Origin of the sequence: Microbispora sitophila, assembly GCF_014892245.1 — a bacterium.
In the GTDB taxonomy this organism is placed as follows: domain Bacteria; phylum Actinomycetota; class Actinomycetes; order Streptosporangiales; family Streptosporangiaceae; genus Microbispora; species Microbispora siamensis.
Window position 1 is genome coordinate 24,725 of sequence record NZ_JADBGC010000003.1, and the last position, 7,216, is coordinate 31,940.

Consider the following 7,216-nt stretch of genomic DNA (forward strand, 5'->3'; position numbering starts at 1 on the left):
GCGTGGGGTTCGACGCGATCGAGGTCATCATCGCCAAGCGCGACCGGGGTGAGCTGCCGACCGCCCAGATCGACTGGGTGATCGACGCGTACACGCGGGGCGAGGTGGCCGACGAGCAGATGTCGGCGCTGCTGATGGCGATCCTGCTCAACGGCATGAACCGCAGGGAGATCGCGGACTGGACCCAGGCCATGATCAGGTCGGGGGAGCGGATGGACTGGTCCTCCCTCGACCGGCCCACGGCCGACAAGCACTCCACCGGCGGGGTCGGCGACAAGATCACTCTGCCGCTGGCCCCGCTGGTCGCCGCCTGCGGCGCGTACGTGCCGCAGCTGTCCGGGCGGGGCCTCGGGCACACCGGCGGCACGCTGGACAAACTGGAGTCGATCCCCGGCTGGCGGGCGTCGCTGTCGAACGACGAGATGCTCGCCGTGATCCGCTCGGCCGGGGCGGTCGTGTGCGCGGCGGGCGCGGGCCTCGCGCCGGCCGACAAGAAGCTCTACGCGCTGCGCGACGTCACCGGCACGGTCGAGTCGATCCCGCTGATCGCCTCCTCGATCATGTCCAAGAAGATCGCCGAGGGCACGGGATCGCTCGTGCTCGACGTGAAGGCCGGCTCGGGCGCGTTCATGAAGAACGTGGACGACGCCCGGGAGCTGGCGCGGACGATGGTCGAGCTCGGCACCGACGCCGGAGTGCGCACGGTCGCCCTGCTGACCGCGATGGACCGGCCGCTCGGCCTGAAGGTGGGCAACGCGCTGGAGGTCGAGGAGGCCGTCGAGGTGCTCGCCGGCGGCGGCCCCGCCGACGTGGTGGAACTCACCGTACGGCTGGCCAGGGAGATGCTGGAGGCCGCCGCCGTCCCGGGCGCCAGGGACCCCGAGGAGGCGCTGAAGGACGGCTCGGCGATGGACGCCTGGCGGCGCATGATCGTCGCCCAGGGCGGCGATCCGGACGCGCCGCTGCCGACGGCCGCCGAGTCGGCCGTGGTCACGGCCCCCGCCTCGGGCACGCTGCGCACGCTCGACGCGCTCAAGGTCGGCCTGGCGGCCTGGCGGCTCGGCGCCGGACGGGCCCGCAAGGAGGACCCGGTGTCGGCGGGCGCGGGCATCGTCCTGCACGCCAAGCCCGGCGAGACGGTGCGCGCCGGAGCCCCGCTGATGACCCTGTACGCCGACGAGGCCGGCCGGTTCGACCGGGCCCTCCAGGCCCTCGAAGGGGCGTACGAGATCGGCGACCAGGACGGCGCCGACCTGCTCCCGCTGGTGATCGACCGCCTCACCGCCTGACCGTCGACGCCGCCGCCGGCCCGTGAACGAACGGGCCGGTCGCGTTCCGTAGCCGGCGGGCGATGCACATGAGCGCTCTGTACCGGTGAAAGGGCCGGGACGAAATTCCTGTGTGTATTTAACCGGGTATTGGCAGTACTATGACGTCCCCGCCGCACGCCGGGTTGTCGCTGCGACATCGACGGCTACCGCGGAGGCCGGTCACGCCGCTATTTCGGGCAGGCGTTAACTGGTGTGCATCCCCATTTTGTGGCGATTGACGAATTTTCGGCCGAGTACGTATCTTGACCGGTGTCAGCAAAACTCCCTGTTCACCGCCCGCAAACGGCGTACTGGACCGGGTGATCCTCGCATCGAGGTGAGCTGCTACCGCATCTACGGGGGTGTCGTGAGCAGGCCGTCGAGCCATGCGCACATGCATCGGGTTGTCCGAATCCGCCATGCGTCCACGGGCCTGGTCAGGCATTTCACACGGCGGGTCCCACGCGTCCGGTCGTTCCGGGACTGACGCGATGTCCCGCGTCCACGAGGATCAGGCACCAGCCGTACGGGGATCAACGGCACAGTCATGACGTCGCGTCCGGATGGAAGCGGCACTGCACGGGAGGCGCCGGCCCGGCCGGGCGGCCGGGAAACGAACAGGGGAAGCGAGTACGACTGCGCCAGAAGGGGGAACAACGTTGGCTACCGAGGTCGACGCGACCGCGTCGGGCGAGACTCGCTCGGGGGATGAGGAACTGAGCGAGGAGTACCGGCCCCGGCTTTCTGCGATTCAGATCGTTTCGATAAGTTCCCTGCTCCCGGCGGACTCGCCGCGGAGCATCGGGGAGGATTTCCAGCACGTGCGTCTGCTGTCAGGCCTGGACACCGTGCTGCCGCCGATAATCGTGCACCGTCCCAGCATGCGAATCGTCGATGGAATGCACCGGCTGCGGGCGGCGGTGCTCCGGGGGGAGGAGACCATCCGCGTGCGGTTCTTCGACGGCGACGAACGGGACGCCTTCGTGATCGCCGTGAGGGAGAACACCGCTCACGGCCTGCCGCTGGCCATGCGCGACCGGACGGCGGCGGCGGAACGGATCGTCCGCTCGCATCCGTACTGGTCGGACCGGGTGATCGCCAGGATCGCGGGCCTGTCCGCACGGACCGTCAGCGACATCCGCCGCGCCGCGCTTCCCGGTGACGTACAGCCGGCGGCGCGGGTGGGACAGGACGGACGGGTCCGTCCGCTCGACAGTTCCGCCGGCCGGATTCGGGCGGCCGAACTCATCGCCGAGAGGCCGCAGGCCTCGCTGCGGCAGATCGCCAAGGAGGCGGGGATATCGCCGGGCACGGTGCGTGATGTCCGTGACCGGCTCAGCAGGGGGGAGGACCCCTTGCCCATCTCCTTGCGGCCGGCCGATCGGCGGCCTGGGCCGGAGTCCCGGAACCAGCCGGCCGCCGTGGGCGTCCGGCTGCGCAGCGTCCCCTCCCGCCCCGGGCCGGCCTCTCCGCGCGGACCCGAGCCTGGCCGAAGCCAGATGTCGCTGTTGAACATCCTCATCAAGGATCCCTCCCTGCGGTCCGGAGAGCGTGGCCGGTCCCTCCTCCGGCTGTTGAGCGCCACCGCCTCGATAAGGCCGGAGTGGGACCGGTTGCTCGACGCGGTGCCCGAGCACTGTGTCGGCATGGTCTGCCGCATGGCCAGGGAAGGCGCCGCCGCGTGGGCGGAGTTCGCCGACGATCTCGAGCGGAGATCGGTGCGGTATGGGGCGCGGGCGGAGGGATGACGACGCTTGCGACTGTTCGCCTTCCATCACGCCGGAGGCAGCGCCGCGGCCTTCGCCGGCTGGCAGCGGGCGCTCGGGCCGGGCGTCGAGGTCGTCGCCGTCGAGCTCCCGGGGCGCGGACGCGACGGCTGGGGTGCGCGCCACGCCGACACCGAATCGCTGACCGCCGCCCTGAGGGGGCGACTCGGCCCGCGGCTGACCGGCCCGTACGTCTTCTACGGCCACAGCATGGGGGCCATGGTGGCCTACAGGCTGGCGAGGTCGCTCGTCGAGAGCGGGTGGACACCTCCTGAAAGGCTGCTCGTCGGCGCCTTCGCGGCACCCCATCTGGCGCATGTGCTGAACGAGGTCGGAAGCCTGAGTGACGGCGCCCTGGCCGACATGCTGATCGGCATCTCCCGGCTGCCGTCCACGGCGTCGATCCTGCTGGAAGACCCGAATCGGCTCGAACGGACCCTGACGCTCGTCCGGGAGGACCTGCGCGTCTGCGGGGACAGCCCCCGGCGTGCGCCGGGGAGGCCGCTCCTGCCCTGTCCCATCGACGTGTTCGCCGGGGCCGACGACCCGCTGGTCCCGGTCGAGGACGCCGCCGCCTGGCGTTACTACACCACCGCCGACTGCACTTTCCGCGCGATTCCCGGAGGGCACTTTTTCCCCCGAGAGTCGCAGGATATTTTCTTCCGCGAGCTCGGTTCCGCGCTCTCGCAGGTCACCCGTGCGATGACCCGCTGAAATTCGGCGCGCCTTCGGTGTGCAAGTGCGAAGAACCGGCGGTTGCACGGGCACGGCCGTGACCTGAACGCCTGGCGTACGCGCGGGCCTGCGGTAAATACTGCAGGCACGTCCCGGTCCCGTCCGATAATTACTTGCGGAACGGGTTCTCGTATCGTCTCCATGAATCCAGGAGCGTAAGTGCCGGAGAAATCTGATCATATTCGATTCGACAATGGATTGCTGCGCTGCGTCATTTCGACGCGGTCCGCGGGATGCTCTTTGAATCACGCGATGATGACCCGGTTCGCTTCGACGATCCGTTCACTGGGAACGGACGCCGGGGCCATCCTGCTGATCGGGCAGGGAGAGAACTTCTGCACCGGGGGAAACGTCAAGGCGTTCGCGAGCGCCGATGATCCCGCAGCGGTGGTCGGCGGGTTCGCCGCCGAGTTCCATGATTTCCTGATGGCGCTGGTCGAGGCGCCGGCCCCGGTGGTGGCCGGTGTCCAGGGCTGGGCGGCGGGCGCGGGTATGAGCCTGGCCTGCGCGGCGGACGTCGTCGTCGGCGGCCCGTCGACGCGGTTCCGCGCGGCGTATTCGTCGCTCGGCTATTCCCCCGACGGCGGTCTTTCCTGGACGCTGCAGCGCTCCGTGGGGTTCAACCGAGCCCGCGACCTGATCCTCACGGACACGGTGCTGACGGGCGAGCAGGCGTTCCGGATCGGCCTGCTCACCCGTGTGGTGCCCGACTTCGAGGTGGCGGATCACGCGCTGGCCGTGGCCACGAGTCTCGCGGCGGGCCCCACCGGCAGCCACGCGCGCATCAAGAGGCTGCTGTGGGAAGCGCCGGAGCGGACCTTCGCCGAGCACCTCGACGCGGAGGCCGCGGCGGTCGCGGAGTGTGCGGACAGCCCGGCCGGGCGGGAGGGCGTCGCGGCGTTCGCCCAACGGCGAGCCGCCGACTTCGCGGCCGCGTCCGCCCGGCCCTGAGGATCGGAGGAGGCCTTGTCTGTTGCCGAGGCAGGTCCGCGGGGCGGGGGAGTGGGAAACCCTGCCCGCGAACCGGATGTGATCCAGTTGCTGACACCCGAGGGCGAGCGGGTGCACCATCCCCGCTACGACCTCGAGACCGATCCCGAGCTGCTCCGGACGTTGTACTCGGCCATGGTCACGGCACGCCGGGTCGACGCCGAGGGGGTCACCCTGCAGCGGCAGGGAGAACTGTGCCTGTGGCCTTCGCTGCTGGGCCAGGAAGCGGCGCAGGTCGGTTCGGCGTACGCGCTGCGCGAGGACGACCATGCCTTCCCGAGCTACCGCGATCACGCGGTGGCGCTCGTCCGCGACGTCGATCCGCTGCGTCTTTTCCGGATGTTCCGGGGAGTGACCCACGGAGGCTGGGATCCCGCGGAGCGGAACTTCCACCTCTACACGCTGGTCATCGGCGCTCAGACGCTGCACGCGACCGGATACGCGATGGGCGTGGGCTACGACGGCGCCGACACGGCGGTCATCGTCTACTTCGGGGACGGCGCGACCAGCCAGGGCGACGTGAACGAGGCGTTCAACTTCGCCGCCGTCTACAACGCCCCCGTGGTCTTCTTCTGCCAGAACAACCAATGGGCGATCTCTGAGCGGGTGGACCGGCAGAGCCGGGTCCCGCTCTACCGGCGGGCCGCCGGGTTCGGCTTCACCGGCGTGCGAGTGGACGGCAACGACGTGCTGGCCTGTCTCGCCGTGACCCGCGCCGCGCTCGACCGGGCGCGCCGGGGAGAGGGACCGATGCTCGTGGAGGCGTTCACCTACCGGATGGGCGCGCACACCACCGCGGACGACCCGACGCGATACCGGGATGCCGCGGAGGTGGAGGAATGGGCGCGCAGGGATCCGATCGCGCGACTCAGGACGCACCTGGACAAGAACGGATGGGCAGATCCGGACTTCCTCGACGAGGTCGAGGAGAGGAGCGAACGGCTCGCCGTCCGCATCCGGGACAGCGTCCGCTCCATGCCCGACCCGCCGCTCAGCGAGTTCTTCGGGGCCACGTACGCGGGCGGTCATCCGCTCGTGGACGAGGAGCGGGACGGCTTCCTCGACTATCAGGCGTCGTTCCTCGACGCGGAGGTGAGCTGAGATGACCGCCGTTCACGAGGTCGCGACGAGGCCGTCGCCCGTCCGCACGCTCACGGTCGCGAAGGCGATCAACGAGGCGCTGCGCCGCGCGCTGTCCGAGGACCGGAAGGTCGTCCTCATGGGCGAGGACATCGGCCGGCTGGGCGGCGTCTTCCGGGTGACCGACGGCTTGCAGGAGGAGTTCGGCGGCGACCGGGTCCTCGACACGCCCCTCGCGGAGTCGGGCATCGTGGGCACGGCGATCGGGCTGGCCCTGCGCGGCTACCGGCCGGTGGTGGAGATCCAGTTCGACGGCTTCGTCTTTCCCGCCTACAACCAGATCGTCACGCAGCTCGCGAAGATGCGGGCGCGGGCCGGAGGCGCCGTCGGTCTCCCGCTGGTGATCCGCATCCCGTACGGCGGCGGCATCGGCGCGGTCGAGCATCACGGCGAGTCGCCGGAGGCCCTGTTCGCCCACGTCGCGGGCTTACGGGTGGTGACGCCGTCCACCGCGCAAGACGCCTACGCGATGCTGCTGCAGGCCGTCGGACACGACGATCCCGTGATCTTCCTGGAGCCCAAGGGCCGCTACTACGACAAGGGCGAGGTGGACGTCGTGGCACCCGCCACGGGACTCCACGTGGCCCGGGTCGTGCGGGAGGGAAGCGACGTGACGGTCGCCGGCTACGGCCCGGCGATCCGGCCCTGCCTGGACGCGGCGGCCGTGGCCGCGGCCGAGGGCGCCGGCCTGGAGGTCGTCGATCTGCGGTCCATCTCGCCCATCGACTTCGACACGATCGCGGAGTCGGTGGGCAGGACCGGGCGGCTGGTCGTGGTGCACGAGGCCCCGGTGTTCTTCGGGGCGGGCGCGGAGATCGCCGCGCGGATCACCGAGCGGTGTTTCCACGAACTCGAGGCCCCGGTGCTGCGGGTCGGCGGTTATCACATGCCCTACCCGCCCGCGCGTGCCGAGCGTGACTACCTGCCTGATCTCGACCGGATCCTGGACGCGGTCGAGCGCGTCCTCGCCTACTGACGGGAGCCGTCGTGACCGCTCAGCGCTTCCGCGAGTTCAAGATGCCCGACGTGGGCGAGGGTCTGCACGAGGCGGAGATCCTCCGTTGGTATGTCTCCCGTGGCGACCCGGTCTCCGACGGCATGCCGGTATGCGAGATCGAGACGGCGAAGGCCACGGTCGAGATACCCATCCCGTACAGCGGAATGGTCCACGAGATCCATTTCGCCGAGGGGTCGACGGTGATGATCGGCACACCGATCATCACCGTCGACACCGCTCCCCAGCCCGGTCACGCGTCACCCCCGTCCGCTCCGGAC

Annotated in this window: 7 protein-coding genes; all 7 read left to right on the top strand. The window is 70.3% G+C overall.

From position 1 onward, the window contains the following. The first annotated feature begins 2 nt into the window (after positions 1–2). Positions 3–1,289 (top strand): thymidine phosphorylase, encoded by a 1,287-nt coding sequence (locus IL992_RS06085; RefSeq protein ID WP_193202334.1) that lies wholly within the window; start codon positions 3–5, stop codon positions 1,287–1,289. Between the two features lie 842 nt (positions 1,290–2,131). Continuing rightward, the gene (locus IL992_RS06090; protein ID WP_319018373.1) at positions 2,132–3,058 is read left to right on the top strand and encodes a ParB/RepB/Spo0J family partition protein; all 927 of its coding nucleotides are present in this window, start codon (positions 2,132–2,134) and stop codon (positions 3,056–3,058) included. A 6-nt stretch (positions 3,059–3,064) separates the two neighbouring features. Further along, the gene (locus IL992_RS06095; RefSeq protein WP_193202336.1) at positions 3,065–3,790 is read left to right on the top strand and encodes a thioesterase II family protein; all 726 of its coding nucleotides are present in this window, start codon (positions 3,065–3,067) and stop codon (positions 3,788–3,790) included. Between the two features lie 180 nt (positions 3,791–3,970). Further along, positions 3,971–4,762, top strand: coding sequence for an enoyl-CoA hydratase/isomerase family protein (locus tag IL992_RS06100; RefSeq protein WP_193202337.1), 792 nt, complete (start codon positions 3,971–3,973; stop codon positions 4,760–4,762). A gap of 87 nt (positions 4,763–4,849) precedes the next feature. Then, the gene (gene pdhA, locus IL992_RS06105) at positions 4,850–5,902 is read left to right on the top strand and encodes a pyruvate dehydrogenase (acetyl-transferring) E1 component subunit alpha (protein ID WP_264294913.1); all 1,053 of its coding nucleotides are present in this window, start codon (positions 4,850–4,852) and stop codon (positions 5,900–5,902) included. 1 nt (position 5,903) lies between these two features. Further along, entirely contained in the window at positions 5,904–6,917 is a 1,014-nt protein-coding gene (locus IL992_RS06110; RefSeq protein ID WP_193202339.1) for an alpha-ketoacid dehydrogenase subunit beta, read from the top strand. A gap of 11 nt (positions 6,918–6,928) precedes the next feature. Continuing rightward, a partial coding sequence (locus tag IL992_RS45895; RefSeq protein ID WP_319018374.1) for a biotin/lipoyl-containing protein occupies positions 6,929–7,216 on the top strand: 288 nt, incomplete at its 3' end.

Coding starts and splice junctions, on each gene's coding strand:
- IL992_RS06110 (WP_193202339.1), top strand. CDS start 5,904: ATGACCGCCGTTCACGAGGTCGCGACGAGGCCGTCGCCCGTCCGCACG.